The organism is [Actinomadura] parvosata subsp. kistnae, from assembly GCF_900323885.1.
Lineage (GTDB): Bacteria > Actinomycetota > Actinomycetes > Streptosporangiales > Streptosporangiaceae > Nonomuraea > Nonomuraea composti.
Map to the genome: position 1 here is coordinate 2,946,993 of NZ_OOHJ01000018.1, position 15,659 is coordinate 2,962,651.

General features: G+C 71.4%; 13 protein-coding genes. 8 read left to right on the forward strand and 5 right to left on the reverse strand.

Annotated elements, in window-relative coordinates; all coding sequences use genetic code 11:
• The first annotated feature begins 64 nt into the window (after positions 1-64).
• The 4 genes from KIS93_RS33870 (at position 65) to KIS93_RS33885 (ending at position 5,493) form a co-directional block, all read left to right on the forward strand.
• Positions 65-1,312: a nucleotide sugar dehydrogenase gene (locus KIS93_RS33870; RefSeq protein WP_268966906.1), complete on the forward strand. Its 1,248-nt coding sequence runs from the start codon at positions 65-67 to the stop codon at positions 1,310-1,312.
• 19 nt (positions 1,313-1,331) lie between these two features.
• Positions 1,332-2,420: a glycosyltransferase gene (locus tag KIS93_RS33875; RefSeq protein ID WP_080043830.1), complete on the forward strand. Its 1,089-nt coding sequence runs from the start codon at positions 1,332-1,334 to the stop codon at positions 2,418-2,420.
• Positions 2,421-2,448: 28 nt separating this feature from the next.
• The gene (locus KIS93_RS33880; protein WP_080043829.1) at positions 2,449-4,266 is read left to right on the forward strand and encodes a DUF4434 domain-containing protein; all 1,818 of its coding nucleotides are present in this window, start codon (positions 2,449-2,451) and stop codon (positions 4,264-4,266) included.
• A gap of 561 nt (positions 4,267-4,827) precedes the next feature.
• Complete coding sequence (locus tag KIS93_RS33885) at positions 4,828-5,493, forward strand: NUDIX hydrolase (protein ID WP_080043828.1); 666 nt, start codon at positions 4,828-4,830, stop codon at positions 5,491-5,493.
• A 547-nt stretch (positions 5,494-6,040) separates the two neighbouring features.
• Here the strand turns inward: KIS93_RS33885 and KIS93_RS33890 are convergent.
• The 3 genes from KIS93_RS33890 to KIS93_RS33900 all read right to left on the reverse strand — a co-directional run bounded on the left by KIS93_RS33890 (position 6,041) and on the right by KIS93_RS33900 (position 8,898).
• A complete protein-coding gene (locus KIS93_RS33890; RefSeq protein WP_080043827.1) occupies positions 6,041-7,399 on the reverse strand; it encodes a serine hydrolase domain-containing protein in 1,359 nt (452 codons plus the stop codon).
• Positions 7,400-7,608: 209 nt separating this feature from the next.
• Positions 7,609-7,950: a hypothetical protein gene (locus tag KIS93_RS33895; protein ID WP_155128751.1), complete on the reverse strand. Its 342-nt coding sequence runs from the start codon at positions 7,948-7,950 to the stop codon at positions 7,609-7,611.
• A 204-nt stretch (positions 7,951-8,154) separates the two neighbouring features.
• Positions 8,155-8,898: a glucose 1-dehydrogenase gene (locus tag KIS93_RS33900; protein ID WP_080043825.1), complete on the reverse strand. Its 744-nt coding sequence runs from the start codon at positions 8,896-8,898 to the stop codon at positions 8,155-8,157.
• Positions 8,899-9,148: 250 nt separating this feature from the next.
• Between KIS93_RS33900 and KIS93_RS33905 the strand changes: the two genes are divergently transcribed.
• The 3 genes from KIS93_RS33905 (at position 9,149) to hisC (ending at position 12,911) form a co-directional block, all read left to right on the forward strand.
• Entirely contained in the window at positions 9,149-10,045 is an 897-nt protein-coding gene (locus tag KIS93_RS33905) for a LysR family transcriptional regulator (RefSeq protein ID WP_222107685.1), read from the forward strand.
• A gap of 196 nt (positions 10,046-10,241) precedes the next feature.
• Entirely contained in the window at positions 10,242-11,819 is a 1,578-nt protein-coding gene (locus KIS93_RS33910) for a serine/threonine-protein kinase (RefSeq protein ID WP_080043823.1), read from the forward strand.
• Positions 11,820-11,840: 21 nt separating this feature from the next.
• A complete protein-coding gene (gene hisC, locus KIS93_RS33915) occupies positions 11,841-12,911 on the forward strand; it encodes a histidinol-phosphate transaminase (RefSeq protein WP_186404559.1) in 1,071 nt (356 codons plus the stop codon).
• A gap of 104 nt (positions 12,912-13,015) precedes the next feature.
• On the opposite strand, the gene KIS93_RS33920 is transcribed toward hisC, so the two are convergent.
• Positions 13,016-13,927 (reverse strand): SDR family oxidoreductase, encoded by a 912-nt coding sequence (locus KIS93_RS33920; protein WP_080043822.1) that lies wholly within the window; start codon positions 13,925-13,927, stop codon positions 13,016-13,018.
• An 89-nt stretch (positions 13,928-14,016) separates the two neighbouring features.
• Here KIS93_RS33920 and KIS93_RS33925 point away from each other — a divergent pair, with 89 nt between their 5' ends.
• A complete protein-coding gene (locus KIS93_RS33925) occupies positions 14,017-14,589 on the forward strand; it encodes a TetR/AcrR family transcriptional regulator (protein WP_080043821.1) in 573 nt (190 codons plus the stop codon).
• A gap of 105 nt (positions 14,590-14,694) precedes the next feature.
• On the opposite strand, the gene KIS93_RS33930 is transcribed toward KIS93_RS33925, so the two are convergent.
• The gene (locus tag KIS93_RS33930; RefSeq protein ID WP_186404560.1) at positions 14,695-15,615 is read right to left on the reverse strand and encodes a lytic polysaccharide monooxygenase auxiliary activity family 9 protein; all 921 of its coding nucleotides are present in this window, start codon (positions 15,613-15,615) and stop codon (positions 14,695-14,697) included.
• Positions 15,616-15,659: the final 44 nt, after the last annotated feature.

Sequence of the window (15,659 nt, forward strand, 5' to 3'; positions counted from 1 at the left end):
TAACCTTTGCGACCATGAAGTGTTGTTTCCGGCTCCCAAAGGCACAGCTGTGACAGAAATCGACTTGACTGTCATCGGCCTGGGCTACGTCGGCATGCCTCTCGCCAAGGAGGCTGTGGGCGCCGGCCTGCGGGTCGTCGGCCTTGACGTGGACCCCGCCAAGGTCGACGCGCTCAACGCCGGGCAGTCCTACATCGATGACCTTTCCGACGCCGACCTCGAGCACATGCTGGCCAACGGCTTCAGCGCCACGCTCGACGAGTCCGTGCTGGCCAGGAGCAACACGATCGTCATCTGCGTGCCCACCCCGCTCGATGACGACCACCGGCCCGACCTGTCCGCCGTCGAAGGCGCCACCAAGGCCGTCGCCCGCAACCTCAGCAAGGGCACCCTCGTCGTGCTGGAGTCCACCACGTGGCCCGGCACCACCGACGAGCTGGCCCGGCCCCTGCTGGAGACCTCCGGGCTGAAGGCGGGCGAGGACTTCCACCTCGCCTTCTCGCCCGAGCGCATCGACCCGGGCAACCCCAAGTTCGGCCTGCGCAACACGCCCAAGGTCGTCGGCGGCTACACGATGACCTGCCGCGACCGCGCCACCGCGTTCTACGGGCGCTTCATCGAGCAGGTGGTGCCCGTCAGCGGCACCCGCGAGGCCGAGATGGCCAAGCTGCTGGAGAACACCTACCGGCACGTCAACATCGCCCTCGTCAACGAGATGGCGATCTTCTGCGACGAGCTCGGCATCGACCTGTGGGAGGCCATCGAGGCGGCGGCCACCAAGCCGTTCGGCTTCCACAAGTTCCTGCCCGGGCCCGGCGTCGGCGGGCACTGCATCCCCGTCGACCCTTCGTACCTCTCGTACACCGTGCGCAAGCTCGGCTACCCGTTCCGGTTCGTCGAGCTGGCACAGGAAATCAACGAGCGGATGCCCTCGTACGTGGTCGCCCGCGTACAGCGGTTGCTCAACAGGCATAAGAAGCCCGTGAACGGCGCCAGAGTCGTTATGCTCGGCGTCACCTACAAACCGGATATCGCCGACGAGCGCGAGACCCCGGCCCTGCCCGTGGCGCGAGCGCTGCTGGAGCTGGGCGCGGAGCTCTCGTTCGCGGACCCGTACGTCAAGGAGTGGGCGGTGGACGGCACCCCGGTGCCGCGTGAGGAGGATCTGGCCGAGGCCGTGATCAACGCGGACGTGACGCTGCTGCTGCAGCAGCACGCCGCGTTCGACCTCGACATGGTCGAGGCGAAGGCCAAGCTCGTGCTGGACACCCGCGGCGTGCTCGCCGAGGGTGAACGCGTCGAGCGGCTGTAGCGACGGAGGGCTGCGCGCAGTGCACGTGCTCGTCATGACGGTGGTGCATAACCCCGAGGACGCGAGAATTCTGCATCGGCAGATCCGTGCCCTTGTGGATGCCGGTCATGAGGTCACGTACGCCGCGTCGTTCACGGCGCACGGCGTCGTCCCCAGGCCGTGGGTCAACGGAGTCGACCTCCCCCGGGCCGCCCAGCGCAAGCGGGTGGCCGCGGTCTGGGCCGCGCGCAGGCTGTTCAAGCGCATGCGCGACAAGGTCGACCTCGTCCTCATCCACGACCCCGAGCTGCTGTTCGCGGTGTGGGGCATCCGCAACAGGCCGCCCGTGGTGTGGGACGTCCACGAGGACACCCCCGCCACCCTCTCGCTCAAGCCCTGGCTGCCGGCGCCGCTGCGGCCGCCGGTGCGCTTCCTGGCCCGCATGCTCGAAGGCACCGCCGAGCGCCACATGCACCTGCTGCTGGCCGAGACGGCGTACGCGGGCCGGTTCAAGCACGCCCACCTCATCGTGCCCAACGAGACGTGGGTGCCCGACTCCGTCACCCCGCCCGGCGACGACCGGATCGTCTACCTCGGCTGGCTGTCCAAGGCGCGCGGCGTGGTCGAGGCGGTCGAGGTGGCCAAGCTGCTGCAGCCGTACCGGGTGGCGGTCGAGCTGATCGGGTACGCCGACCCGCAGAGCCGCCCCATGCTCAACCAGGCCGTCACCGAGGGCCTGCTGGAGTGGCGCGACTTCATGCCCAACGACGAGGCGCTCAAGCGGCTCGACGGGGCACTGGCCGGCCTGTCGCTGCTGCACGATGAGCCGAACTACCGGCACTCCATGCCCACCAAGATCGTCGAATACATGGCGCACGGCATCCCCGTCATCACCACCCCGTCGCCGCGCGCGGTCGAGCTGGTCGAGCGCTACGACAGCGGCGTCGTGGTGCCGTGGGAGGACCCGAAGGCGGTCGCGCAGGCCGTACTGACGCTGCGCGACGACGTACGGGAGCGGCGGGCGCAGGGCGCGCGGGGCTACGCGGCGGCCCGCGCCAACCACCACTGGCCCAACTCCGCCAAGCGGTTCGTCGCACAGCTCGAAGCCTGGGCCGGGGTCAAGCCGTAACTTCCGAGGGCGGGGTAGGTTCCTGAACGTGCGCTGGCTCTTCCTGGTCGCGGGCGCAGCCATCCTGGCCGTGGTCGCCGCCGTGATCATCGTGCTGCCGTCCGGCGACCCGGCCCCCGTCGCGTCCACGTCCGCCGCGCCCAAGCCGACCAAGACCGAGCCCACGCCGAAGGTGAGCGAGTTCACCGACGACTGTGGAACGTTCGACACCGACAAGAAGGCCCCGTACGCCGTCACCGGCTACTGGATCACCCCCCAGTCGAACCCCTGCACCTGGCGCAAGCAGCTCCAGGAGATCCACGGCGTCGGCGGCGACACCATCATCAGGATCGGCTACGGCCTGCAGTTCCGCACGGTGAACGACGCCGGCCAGATCCTCAAGGAAGGCGAGGTCGACCCGCTCTACAAGCCGTGCGAGGAAGACGGCCTGAGCTGCCACGACGCCGCCCTGAGCGACCTGCAGAAGGCCAACCCCGAGAACCGCGTCGGCCGCGTCTACGTCTACCGCACCGACGAGCTGTTCGGCCAGGACCTGTTCCGCTGCCCCGGCATGGAGCACGCCGTCCAGGCCGGCAAGCGCACCTACTACCGGCTCCTCACCCAGCCCGACGGCTCCGACGACGCCACCTGCGACTTCGAGAGCAAGGCCCGCTCGTACGACATGATCCTCGTGGCCGGCTCCAACAAGGGCGAGGACAGCCTCACCCAGCTCCTCGACCTGGCCGACCAGTTCGGCATGCGCGTCTTCCCCGCGCTGCCGCTCGCCCCCCGCGACTCCAAGAACAAGATCAGGGCCGAGAAGCGCCACCTCGGCACGCTCACCACCCTCACCCGCCGCATCCTCCAGGACTACGGCGCCCGCTTCGAGGGCCGCGACTCGCTCGGCGGCGTCTACCAGCCGTTCGAGGTGCAGATGTCGGCCACCCTCGCCACGAACCCCACCCTTGAGGTGTACGCCGACCAGCACACCATCGTCGAGCAGGAGCTCCGCAAGCCCATCCTCATCAGCCCCTACCTCGACGCCCGCAAACGCGTCCCGTTCGGGCAGACGCCCAAGCAGGTGGCCGAGGGGTTCAAGGCTCTGGTGAAGACCGGGGTCGGCATCATCGCGCCACAGGACAGCCGGGGGACGGGCAAGGTCGGGCTGTTCTGGCCCGACGAGCGCGACCAGGAGGTGGACGAACGGCTGCGCCCCATGGTGGGGGAGTCGACGTACGACACCGCCTACCACGGCTCGACCCGCGACTACTACCGCGAGATGGCGGCGGCCCGCGAGGAGCTGATCGACGAGGGCTACCACGTGGAGCTGTGGGCGAACGTGGAGGCCTTCGAACCATCGGGAGACCGCCCCTGCGCCCCGTCGGGCACCCGCGGCAAGACCGACAAGAAACGCCTGGACCAGGCGGTGACGATGGCGGGGCGTTATGTGCAGAAGATCGTCTCCTATATGTGGAGCGATTTCATGACATGTGGCGATCCGTCCCTCGAAACGGAGATTGCCCGGGATTGGCAGCGCCCCATCGCCGTAGACGCCATCCGCCGCCCCCGCGACATCCAGGACGGGGTGGAGGTCCGCGGCTACAACCTCAAGAACAGCACCATCACCATCACGTGGTCCGGGGGCACCAAGGAGATGGTCGTGTCTTCGGTGGGCTGGCTGGACGAGGACCCCATCGAGGAAGAACTACCGGTAGGAATGGCCACGGCCTGGGTCCCCTTCGACTGGACCCAGGTACCCGGCGGGGAATGGGTCCGAATCGGCGTCAAAACGTCAACGGGCCAGGCCGCCACGGAGCCCCTCCACGTACGCATCCCCACCCAGGCCGCCGGCACAGAGGGCGGCTGACACCACTCGCGGCGGGGCGTGGCGCAGGACGGAAGGCGGTTGACGCGGGCAGCGGCGTGCGGCTCGACACGGCACGGCAGGCCGCTGACGTCGCCGCCGAGCCGCATCCCCCAGCCGCCTCCCGCATCGCCCCCGTCGCGTCAGCCGCCGCCTGCGTCAGCCGCCGCCCGCGTTAGATCATGCCCCACCGCTGACGCCAGCCGCCTTTCGTGCCGAGCTGTGCCGCCTTCCTGCCGGTGCCCGCTACGCCAGGCCATGCCATCCCTTCCGTAACACGCCATGCCCAGCCGTGGCTTCGTGGCCGCCTGGCGGGTCACGCCATGCCGCCCTCCCCGCCGCGCCATGAGCCTCGTCAGGCGGCTGAGGCGGGCAGCGGCGTTGTGCGGCTCGGCGCGGAAGGCCGCTGACGTCGCCGCCGAGCCGCATCCCTTGAGGAGGCACGGCGGGCGCGCCCAGCACAGAGGGCGGCTGCGAGGGACAAGGGACAGCGAGCGGAGACAGGCGGCCCTCGTCCGGTTGGCCGGTTCGCTGGCTGGTACTCCTGCGTGTAACGTGCCTGCCATGGTCCCGAGCATCCCGGTCAGTGTCGACCTGGTCGTGCTCACCGTGCGCAACCAGGCGTTGTGCGCCCTCGTGTGGCGCCGCGACAACCCGCCGTTCCTGCGCCGCTGGTCGCTCCCGGGCGGCTTCATCCAGCTCGACGAAGACCTCCCGGCCGCCGCGCACCGCCTCCTCGCCGAACGGGCCGGTCTCCCGGGCGCCCCCGTCCACCTGGAGCAGCTCCAGACGTACGGCTACCCCGACCGCGACCCCCGCCAGCGCGTCCTCAGCGTCGCCTACCTCGGCCTGGCCCCCGACCTCCCGGCCTCGGAAAAGGCCCACATGAGCTGGCAGCCGATCGACTCACTCACCGTCATGGCGTTCGACCACCGCCGCATCATGCTGGACGGCATCGAACGCGCAAGAGCCAAACTGGAGTACACCTCCCTGGGCGCCGCCTTCTGCCCCCCGGAGTTCACCGTCGCAGACCTCCGCAGAGTGTACGAAATCGTCTGGGGCCGCCCGCTCGATCCTCGGAACTTCCACCGCAAGGTCACCAAGGCAGAAGGCTTCCTCCTGGAAACCGGCGGCACCACCACCCGCGACGGCGGCCGCCCCGCCAAGCTCTACCGCCGCGGCCCCGCCGAACTCCTCCACCCCCCGATGCTCCGCAGCCTCAAGGAGTAACGACCGGACACCAGCTCCCCTCCCACCCACCCGCCCTCAAAGGACCTCGCTCCCGCTCGGACTCCCTCCCCTGCGGGCGCTTCGCGCACAATCGCCTTCGCTCCGCTCAGCCGCCCTTCCTGCAGAGCTGTCGCCCCAAGTTCACCGGACAGGCAGGCGCAAGGACGGCCCGAGTCGAGGCACCCATCCCGACTCGTCAGTTGGCATGAGAACTGGCTGCGTGCCCTTGACCATGGCCATCAGGCGAGTCATGCCATTCGATCAAGCCAAGGAGCAGGTGAGCCGCGATGCGTAGAAACGGCACGGGGCCATGGGCGGGACGTCCTTTGCTGCTGAGGTCGTCGGGGTTCGCGGCCGTGCCGGATCAACTACAACGATTCTTTCACCGGCCCCGGCCGCGAACGGGCCCACCCCTTGGGACGGTCGCAGGCGTTCCCAACGGCACAAGCTGAGGGGGCCCGTGTGCCGGCCGAGCGCCGGAAGATGAGGCGGTTCGATGCCCCTCCTCCATGGGAGGTCGCAGGTGCTCAGGTGCGCCCGCGCATCGTCAGCCCGCTGCTTGGCCGTCGCAGAACACCGTCTTGATCAGTGTGTCGAGGGCCTGCGGGAACTTCGCGGCCGGGGACCTCGTGGCGTCGTCCACGTAATTGAGGGAGGCGGTGAGGGTCTTGCGGCCGTCGGGGGAGCTGTACATCAGCGCCCCGTAAGCGTGCGGCGGGCTGCCGTTGTGCTGGTAGACGGTGCCGCAGCCGGGGCCGAGGTCCTGGACGAACAGGCCGAAGCCGTAGCTCTGCTTCGGGTGCGGGGTGCGCATCTGAGCGAGCAGCGGGGCGGGCAGGAGCCGGCCGCTGTTGAGGGCGGAGAAGAACGTCTGGAGGTCCTTGGTCGTGGAGATCATGTCGCCGGCGCCGGCCAGCAGGGACATGTTCTGGCGGGAGACGTCCACCACCTTCCACTTGCCGGTCGCGTCCTGGTAGCGGTAGTAGCCGTGGGCGTGCGGGCCCGGGAGTTGTGTGCGGTTGCCCGGCACCACCGTGTTCTTCAGGCCGAGGGGGCGTAGGACGCGGCGATGCAGCTCGTCGGCGAAGGGGCGGCCGGTCACCTGCTCGATCACCAGGCGGGCCAGCGTGTAGTTGGTGTTGGTGTAGTTCTGGTCCGTGCCGGGCTCGAAGCGGGGCGGCTTGGACAGCGCCACCCGTACCAGCTCTTCGGGCTGGTAGGCGTGGAAGCGGTTGGCCAGCCAGTCGTCGCCCGTGGCGGGGATGCCCAGGACCCACGCGCCGTCGGGGTCGAAGTCGCCGGTGTAGTTGAACAGGCCGCTGGTGTGTTGCAGGAGCATCCGTACGGTGATCCGCTCGTCCAGGCCGAACTCGGGCAAATGGGTGGCGACTGGATCGTCCAGCCCCAGCTTGCCCTCGGACACCAGTTGCAGCATCACCGTCGCGGTGAAGGTCTTGGTGACGCTGCCGACCCAGAACCGGCCGTTCGCCGGTGGCTTGGCCGGCTGGCCCAGCTCGCTCGATCCGGCGGTGCCTACCCATTCGCCGTTCTCGTACCGTACGCGGGCCTGGATCCCGAGGAAACCGGCGTCGACGAATGCCTGGATGGCCTGCTGAAGCTCCGGGCGGTTCTGTTCGGAGGTGGCGGCGGCTGCTGCAGCATTCTGCGACACCGGGGTGTTGCCGTCTGCGGTCGTGCGGCTGCCGGCGGATGTGCGGCTGTCGACTGGGGTGGTGGCGGCCATTGCGGGGGTGGCGGCGCCGGCCAGGAGCGCGGCTGCCAGTGCCGCGACTCCCGCTCGCCGCAAGGTCCTCGTGGGGCGGGCCCCCGTGACCCGGGTGCGCACGTCGTTGCTCTCGTTACTCGTCCTCTGCGGCCCACCGGCCGTGATCGCTGCACCGTTCATGGCGCTTACCATCGCGGGCTGCTCTGATACGGGGCCGTCGCAGGGCTGACACGACCGCTGACACGCTCCCGACCGCTGATCAGGACCCCATCGCCGCCCCCGCCGCCTCGGGCGGGCCTGCGACCTCGTCCCCCGGCCCCTGGCCACTCCCATGAGTAAGGCCCTCCGCTCGTTCGAGCGAAGGGCCTCATGGGGCCTCACATGCGGGGCTACTGCGTCGAGCCGAGCCGGACGGCGAACGCCTGTACGCCGGTGGGTGCGTCCCAGGTGGCTCCGACGCCGACCAGGGCCCAGCCGCCGGAGCAGTCAGGGGTGCCGTACAGGAACGCGGTGTCGGTGGTGTCGTTGGAGAAGCGGATCGCGCCGCCGCTCAGCTCCAGGCAGGTGTCGCTGGGCGGCTCCACCACCTGGAACGGCTGCCCGGCTGGGGTGATCCAGGTGTAGGTGCCGGAGGCTGCCTGTGCGGCCGGTGCGGCGAGGAGGATGGTGGCGAGCGGGGCGGTGAGCGCCACCGCCACCCTTCCCCATGCGTACTGCGTGTATCGGCTCATAAACTGAAAGTAAGCGGACGGTCGCGTGGGCACCATATGTCATGCGATCTCGGCACGGCACGTATTTGCAGGTCGGCGCCGTTGCTCAGGTTCAGGGCCCGAAGCGGCGCCGGTGACGAACGCGCGCGCCGGTGACGAACACGCGTCGGCGATGAACTCGACGCGCCGGCGATGAACGCGCGCATGGCGATTCTCGCCGCACCGTCAGAGCTGGGAGCCGCCGCCGTCCACGGTGAGCTCGGCGCCCGTCGTGTACGTGGCCTCGAACGCGAGGAACACCACCGCCCTGGCGACCTCCTCGGGCGTGCCCATGCGGAGCATCGGGTTGTCGGCGGCCATCTGCGCCTTCATCTGCTCGGCCGCCTCCTTGGGCATCGACTTCTCCAGGATGCCGGAGTCGATCGGGCCGGGGCTGACCGCGTTGACGCGGATCCTGCGGGGCAGCAGCTCGCGGGCGAGGCCGCGGGTCATGGAGCGCAGTGCCGCCTTGCTCGCCGCGTACGCGCTGAGCATCGGCAGGCCGAGCACGTTCGCGACGGAGGTGGTGAGGACGACGCCGCTGCCCTCGGCGAGCAGCGGAGCGAGCTTCTGCACGGTGAAGTACGGCCCCTTCGCGTTGATGGCCATCAACTGGTCGAACAGCTCCTCGCTCGTCGACTCGAACGGCGCGAACCCGTTCACGCCCGCGTTGGCGAACAGGGCGTCGATGCTGCCGAACTCGGCCTTGACCCGGTCGGCCAGCGCGTCGATGTCGGGTGCGGACGACGCGTCGCTGCGTACCGCGATGGCGTCGCCGCCGAGCTGCTCGCGGGCGGCGTCCAGGGTGTCCTGGTTCCGTCCGGTGATCAGCACGCGTGCTCCGCCGGCCGCCAGCAGCCGCGCGGTGGCCAGGCCGAAGCCGCTGCTGCCGCCCGTGATGACGACCTTCTTGCCTTCGTACTCGCCCATATCCGGGCACCCCCAAATGTCGCTGGTCGAGTCCCGTCCTGGTGGAGTGGCGGGACGAGATCGAGTGAACACCCGCTCTGACCTGGGCGTCCAAGACCTGGTTCGCACCTCGACATGCGGAATCCGTATGACGGAATACAGTGAGGAAGTGTCCGAAATCGCCGCATCGTCACCGCCGGTCGGCGCCGGAACCGACCCCGGAGCCGGCCCAGGCCCAGGCCCAGGGGCAAGCACAGAGGCCGAGCCGGAGGTGCATTTCGATCTCGACCTGCGGCTCGTGCGGTACTTCACGGTCGTCGCCGAGCATCTCAACTTCGCCAGGGCCGCCGCCGCGCTCCATCTCGCCCAGCCGTCGCTGAGCCGCCAGATCCAGCGCCTGGAGGAGATGCTGGGCGTGCGCCTGCTCGAACGCACCACCCAGGGCAGCCGCCTGACCGCGGCGGGGGCGGCGTTCCTGCCGCAGGCGCAGGCGTTGCTGCACGCCGCCCGCCGGGCGGCGCTGAGCGCGCGGGCCGCCGCGCCGCCGCGCACGATCACCGTCGGCTACCTCGAAGACCTGGTCATCACCCCCGCCGTGCGCGACCTGCGCCGCCGACACCCGGACGCCCACGTCCGCACCCGTCACCTCGACTGGGACGAGGCCCGCGCCCTGCCCGACGGCCAGGTGGACGTGCTCGTCGCCCGCACCCCGCTGCCGATTCCGGGTGATGGCCTGACCGAGACCGTCCTCTACGACGAGCCCCGCGTCCTGCTCGTGCCCGCCGGTCACCGCCTGGCCGGCGAGGAGTCGCTGACCCGCGACGACTTCGCGGGCGAGCCCCTGGTGGCCTGCGCGGGCGTGGCCCCGATGTGGGCGCGGTTCTGGCGGCTGGAGCCGCGCCCGGACGGCCAGCCGGCGCCGCTCGCCCTGGTCGTCGACACGTTCGAGGACAAGCTGGAGCTGGTCGCCGAGGGCCGGGCCCTCGCGGTCGTCCCGGCCGGCGACCGGCGCGTCACGCTGCGGGACGACCTCGCCACCGTCCCCGTCGAGGGCATCGAGCCCTGCCGGGTGGTCGTGGTGCACCGCACGGGCGACCGCGACCCGCTCGTCGCCGACTTCGTGACGTCCGCCAGGACGTTCCTCACCTCGCCGTGGACGGCCGGCTGAGGCAGGGGCTTCCCGGCCCGGCGCCAGGTGTCACGCTTGGCCGGTGACCTCACGGTGCGATCAGTGGGCGGGGCCAGCTAGGTGACGAATGGTGATGAATCGGTGACGATGGCAGCTTGTGCCCTCTAAGATCTGTTGGGCCCGTACCCCTGGCGACAAGGAGACGACGGTTGATCGCGACGGCGGCAGCGGCGCGGTGACATCCCTCGCGGGCCGGTACCGGCTGCTCGCGCAGCTCGGGCAGGGCGGCATGGGCACGGTCTGGCGGGCGATGGACGAGCTGCTCCGCCAGGAGGTGGCGATCAAGGAGGTCCGCCTCCCGCCGAACCTCGACGAGAGCGCCCGCTCCGAGCTGGTCGACCGCACGCTGCGCGAGGCGCGGGCCGCGGCGGCGCTGCGCGACCACCCGTCCATCGTGACCGTGCACGACGTGGTGCTCGACGACGGCCGCCCCTGGATCGTCATGGAGCTCGTCCGCGGCCGCTCCCTGGATCGGGTGGTACGCGACGACGGCCCCCTCCCGCCGGCCCGGGTCGCCGGGATCGGCCTGCGGATGATCGAGGCGCTGTCGGCGGCGCACGCGTCCGGCATCCTGCACCGCGACGTCAAGCCCGCGAACGTCATGCTCACCGACGACGGCCGGGTGCTGCTGACCGACTTCGGCATCGCGACCATCGCCGGTGACGTCGCGCTCACCCAGACCGGGCTACTGTCCGGCTCGCCCGGCTACATCGCCCCCGAACGGCTGCGCGGCGAGCCGGACGGCCCGCCTGCCGACCTGTGGTCGCTCGGCGCCACGCTCTACCTGGCGGTGGAGGGCGCCCCGCCGTTCTCCCGGCACAACGAGGCGGCGGTGCTGGCGGCCGTGCTGATGCAGGAGCCCGCCCCGTTCCGGCTGGCGGGGCCGCTCGGCCCGGCACTGGCCGCCATCCTGGAGAAGGACCCGGCCCGCCGCTGCTCCCCTGAGCAGGCGACCGCCTGGCTGACCCCCATCGCCCAAGGAACCCAAGGTGCTCAAGGCCTCCAAAGCGCCCAAAGCATCCAAAGCACCCATCCGCCTGGCGTATCCGCCGCCCATCCGCCTGTCGGGCCGCAGCCGCTCACGCAGGACAGCGGCCCGCGCCGCCGTCGCCGCACCAAGGCCGTCGTGGGCGCCGCGCTCGCGCTGGTCCTGCTCGTGACCGCGAGCGTGGTCGTCATCCCGCAGCTCTTCCCGAACGTCATCCGCCTCATCGGCTACGCCCTGTCGCCCCCCAGCACCACGTTCCCGACCTTCAAGCCGCGCCCGACGGCGTCGGCCACCCCGTCCACGCCGCTCATCGGCGAGTTCGAGGCGTGCGAGCTGCTGACGACCACGCAGGTCCGCTCCCTGTTCGGGCACACCGTGAAGCGCCAGTGGCTGACGGACGCGTCGTGCTCCTGGCGCGGCGGCACGTTCCAGGTGCTGACCGTGATGGCGTACCGCGCGCCCAGCACGTCGGTGGCGGGCACGATGCACGAGCAGACCGTGAAGTACATGCGGGACGAGCCGAAACGCAACCCGGGCACCAAGTTCCGCGAGCGCCCCGACATCGGCGAGGACGCGTACAGCCACACGGGCCGGCTCTTGGAGGGCCTGCCGTCCTACATGACGAAGGTCGCGTTCACGGTCTCGAACGTCTCCGTGACCGTCAGCCTGCAACGCGGCCGGCCGGGCGACGCGGGCTCGCAGAAGGTCGCCAAGCTGGTCGCGGACGCACTTCGGAAGCGGGTGCAGCGCGCGGGCACGGGTTGATGCCTCATCTAAAGTGATGCCATGCCTCGTTTCCGCCGCATCCTGGACACCATGGCCGCCTACAAGCCGGGCAAGGCGGTCGCCGCGCCCGACGGGCGCTCGTACAAGCTGTCTTCCAACGAATCCCCGTACGACCCGCTGCCCTCCGTGGTCGAGGCCATCGCCGAGGGGGCGCGGCAGGTCAACCGCTACCCCGACCCCGCCTCCGTCAAGCTGACCGAGGCCATCGCGGAGCGCTTCGACGTGCCGGCCGAGCACGTCGCGCTCGGCGCCGGGTCCGTGACGGTCGCGCAGCAGCTGTTCGAGACGGTGGGGGAGCCGGGCGCCGAGGTCGTGTACGCGTGGCGGTCGTTCGAGGCGTACCCGCTGCTCGCGGACCTGGCCGGGGTCACGTCCGTCACGGTGCCGCTGGCGGGCGAGGACCACGACCTGAACGCCATGGCCGAGGCGATCACCGACCGGACCCGCATGGTGTTCGTGTGCAACCCGAACAACCCGACGGGCACCGCCATCCGCCGGGCCGAGCTGGAGGCGTTCCTCGCCCGGGTGCCCGAGGACGTGCTGGTGGTGCTGGACGAGGCGTACCGCGAGTACGTGCGTGACGAGGACGTCCCCGACGGCCTCACCCTCTACCGCGACCGGCCGAACGTCGCCGTCCTGCGCACCTTCTCCAAGGCGTACGGGCTGGCGGGCCTGCGGGTCGGCTACCTGATCGCGCCCGAGCCGGTGGCGACGGCGGTACGCAAGACGATCATCCCGTTCGCGGTGAACCATCTCGCGCAGGTCGCCGCCGTCGCCTCGCTGCGTGCCGAGGACGAGCTGCTGGACCGGGTCGAGCGGGTGGTCAAGGAGCGCACGCGGGTGCGTGAGGCGCTCATCGCGCAGGGCTGGACGGTCCCGCCCACGGAGGCGAACTTCGTCTGGCTGCGCCTCGGCGCGCACACCCCCGCCTTCGCCGCGGCCTGCGCCGAGCAGGGGGTGGCGGTGCGGCCGTTCGGGGAGGAGGGCGTGCGCGTGTCGATCGGCTCGCCGGAGGCCAACGACGCCTTCCTCGCCGTGACCGGCGAGCTGGTCGGGAAGATGAACGGTTAAGGCCGTTCTGACGAAACAGCGCCGTTCAGACGAAAGAGCGGCTGTTCGGACGAAACAGCGGCCGTTCGGACGAAACAGCGCCGTTCGGACGAAAGGGCGGCCGTTCAGGCGAAGTAGTGGCCGAGGTCGAGGTCGGCGAGCAGGCCCGGGTGGGCCGGCTGCCAGCCGAGCAGCCGCCGGGTGTGCTCGCTGCGGGCCGGGTTGTCGAGCGGGACGACGGCCGCGAGGAACCCGAAGTGGGCCTCCGCCTGGTCCTGCGGGATGGCGGCGACGGGCACGTCCAGGTGCCGGCCGATGGCCTCGGCGATGTGCCGCAGCGGCACGCCCTCGTCGGCCACGGCGTGCAGCCGTGAGCCGGCGGGCGCCCGCTCCAGGGCGAGGCGGTAGACGCGGGCGGCGTCGAGGGTGTGGACGGCGGGCCAGCGGTTGGCGCCGTCGCCGAGATAGCCGGACACGCCCTTGTTCCGCGCGGTGGCGATGAGCATCGGGACGAACCCGGCGCGGTCGAGCTCGCTGTGCACGGTCGGGGGGAGCCGCACGACCGAGGACCGGATGGCGCTCTCGGCCAGCTCGGCGACCAGCTTCTCGGCGCCGATGCGGGCGGCCAGGCCGGGGCCGGGGGTCAGCACGACGTCCTCGGTGGCGGGGCCCGCCGAGGCGTGGGCCAGCAGGGCCGTCCCGGAGGTGCCGACGAAGGGCTTGCCGGTGCCGGCGAGCGCCTCGCGGAAGGCCCGCAGGGCCGCCAGGTCGGCCTCCACGGCGGTGGCGATGTCTCCCGCCATCATCGCGTCGTGCTTGAAGGCGAGGTGGATGACGCCGTCGGCGTCGGCGGCGGCCTCGCGCAGGCCGTCGAGGTCGTCGAGGTCGCCGGGGCGGGCCTCGGCGCCGAGCGCCTTCAGCGCGGCGGCGGAGTCGTCGGTACGCGCCAGGCCGACGACCTGGTGACCGGCGGAGAGCAGCTCGGGAACGACGGCGGAGCCGATGTGGCCCGTCGCTCCGGTGACGAAGACACGCATGAAGAAGCCTCCTGGGCCCTCAGTGACAGGACTTGGTCTCATCACTGTAACACGCGATGGGACTGAGTCTCATCGCGTAGAATTCCGCCATGGGGCGATGGGAGCCGAACGCACGCGAGCGCCTGGAACGTGCGGCGCTGGAGCTGTTCGAGGAGCGTGGCTACGACAGCACCACCGCGGCGGGCATCGCCGAGCGCGCGGGGCTGGCGAAGAGCAGCTTCTTCCGGCACTTCGCCGACAAGCGGGAGGTGCTGTTCGGCGGGCAGGAGGTGTTCAACCGCCTCGTCGCCGACGCGATCACCGGCTCGCCCCCCGAGGCGACGCCGATCGAGATGCTGGGCGCGGCGCTGGACGCGGTGGCGGTCGTCTTCACCGACGAGCGGCGCGCGCTGGCCCGCCGGCGCCAGGCCATCGTCGCCGGGCACGACGACCTGCGCGAGCGCGAGCTGCTCAAGCTCGCCGCGCTCACCGGGTGCCTGTCCGACGCGCTACGCGGACGCGGCGTCCCCGACCCGGCCGCCGGCCTGGCCGCCGAGCTCGCCGGCCTCGCCTTCCGCAACGCCTTCGCCCGCTGGATCGACCCGGCCAACGACCAGGGCTTCGCCACCATCGCCCGCCAAGAGCTCAAGGCCCTGGTGGCCGCCACCGCCACCCTGACCTGACCCACCTCCCGCCCTCCCGAGCCAGGCACATGCCGCCTGCGGCCCGCCGCCCAAATCGGAGGGACGCCCGGACCGTTGCCGGTGGCCGGTGAGGCCGGTGGCCGGTCAGTTGGGGCGGCGGTGGCGGAGGCGGCCGATGAGCAGGCCCATGGTGCCGGCGCAGCCCGCGAGCACGACCGAGCCGCCCACCAGCCAGCTCGCGTCGGCGCGTCTGGCGCGGGCCTGGGTGCTCACCGCCGCCTGCCTGACGGGCGGGGCACCGGCCGCGCCCGCTCCGGCGGCGCCGGTGGAGGGGCCGGTGGAGGGGCCGGTGGAGGGGCCGGTGGAGGGGCCGGTGGAGGGCCGGAAGAGGACGTCCGAGCAGGAGTAGTAGGTGTCCGGGGTGTCGGAGTTCTGCCAGATCGTGTAGATGAGATGGCGGCCGGTCCTGGCGGGCAGCCGCCCCTTGATCGTGTAGGACCCGTTCTTGAAGGCGGGGTCGGTGGCGGTGAGGAACGGCTCGCGCTCCAGGTCGGCCCACCGCAACGGCTTGGCGGGGTCGTAGCCCTTCTTGGTGACGTACAGCCGGAAGGTGCCCCGGTGCGGGATGGTGCCGCGGTACTTGAAGGTGAAGCGGGCGCCGGGCCGTACCGGGGTGGCGGGCCAGTCGGCGCGGGCGAGGTCGAGCCCCTTGAAGGCGGGCAGCCCGCCGCTGCACAGCTTCCCGTCGGGGATCACCTGGCGGTCGCGTCCGGCCACGTCGGGGACGCGCAGGTCGTCCCAGGCACGGGGCAGGACGCCGCCGCTGGCCCGCACGGCCGCCCGGCAGGCCGCGGACCGGGCCGCGGCGGCGGAGCCTTCCGCGCCGCAGGCGGCGGCCCTGCTGGCCGGCTCCTCCAGCGCGCCGTGCGCCCGCACTGTCAAGCCGGCGGCAGCGGGCACAGCAGCGGGCACGGCAGCGGGCGCGGCGGGCCCGGCAATGGACGCGGCAGCGGGCCCGGCGGCCAGCGACGATGCCGCCAGCAGCGCGACGATCATGAATCCCATCCGGCAAGACCTCCCGGTGTCGTCCCACCGGAGGTACGCACGCC

Coding starts and splice junctions, on each gene's coding strand:
- KIS93_RS33920 (WP_080043822.1), bottom strand. CDS start 13,927: ATGCGTGTCTTCGTCACCGGAGCGACGGGCCACATCGGCTCCGCCGTC.
- KIS93_RS33900 (WP_080043825.1), bottom strand. CDS start 8,898: ATGGGCGAGTACGAAGGCAAGAAGGTCGTCATCACGGGCGGCAGCAGC.
- KIS93_RS33885 (WP_080043828.1), top strand. CDS start 4,828: ATGGTCCCGAGCATCCCGGTCAGTGTCGACCTGGTCGTGCTCACCGTG.
- KIS93_RS33895 (WP_155128751.1), bottom strand. CDS start 7,950: ATGAGCCGATACACGCAGTACGCATGGGGAAGGGTGGCGGTGGCGCTC.
- hisC (WP_186404559.1), top strand. CDS start 11,841: ATGCCTCGTTTCCGCCGCATCCTGGACACCATGGCCGCCTACAAGCCG.
- KIS93_RS33930 (WP_186404560.1), bottom strand. CDS start 15,615: ATGGGATTCATGATCGTCGCGCTGCTGGCGGCATCGTCGCTGGCCGCC.
- KIS93_RS33890 (WP_080043827.1), bottom strand. CDS start 7,399: ATGAACGGTGCAGCGATCACGGCCGGTGGGCCGCAGAGGACGAGTAAC.
- KIS93_RS33925 (WP_080043821.1), top strand. CDS start 14,017: ATGGGGCGATGGGAGCCGAACGCACGCGAGCGCCTGGAACGTGCGGCG.